The organism is Caulobacter sp. SSI4214 (assembly GCF_012184455.1).
In the GTDB taxonomy this organism is placed as follows: domain Bacteria; phylum Pseudomonadota; class Alphaproteobacteria; order Caulobacterales; family Caulobacteraceae; genus Caulobacter; species Caulobacter vibrioides_E.
The window spans coordinates 1-529 of the sequence record NZ_SZWJ01000191.1 but is presented as its reverse complement, the minus strand read 5'-3'; the positions used below and the strand labels follow the sequence as shown (position 1 = coordinate 529).

The 529-nt window shown below is 61.6% G+C and carries 1 protein-coding gene; it reads right to left on the bottom strand.

Features of this window, described 5'->3' with window-relative positions; genetic code table 11:
• Window positions 1-64: 64 nt before the first annotated feature.
• Window positions 65-529: EF-Tu/IF-2/RF-3 family GTPase (locus tag FCU40_RS23045; RefSeq protein ID WP_241693700.1), on the bottom strand; the 465-nt coding region annotated here is incomplete at its 5' end.

The window sequence follows — 529 nt, the reverse complement described above, 5'->3', positions numbered from 1 at the left end:
AAAGACCCCGGAGATCGCTCTCCGGGGTCTTCGAATTGTCAGCCGAAGCTAAGACCGTTCGAGATTACTCGACGATCTTCGCGACCACGCCGGCGCCGACGGTGCGGCCGCCTTCGCGGATGGCGAAGCGCAGCTTTTCTTCCATGGCGATCGGGGTGATCAGCTCGACGTCCAGCTCGGCGTTGTCGCCCGGCATGATCATTTCCACGCCTTCCTTCAGCTTGATGATGCCGGTGACATCGGTCGTGCGGAAGTAGAACTGCGGACGGTAGTTGGTGAAGAACGGCGTGTGACGGCCGCCTTCTTCCTTGGTCAGGATGTAGGCTTCGGCCACGAACTTGGTGTGCGGGGTGATCGAGCCCGGCTTGCAGAGCACTTGGCCGCGCTCGACGTCTTCACGCTTGGTGCCGCGCAGCAGCACGCCCACGTTGTCGCCGGCTTGACCTTGGTCCAGCAGCTTGCGGAACATTTCGACGCCCGTGCAGGTGGTCTTTTGGACCGGACGGATGCCGACGATTTCGACTTCTTC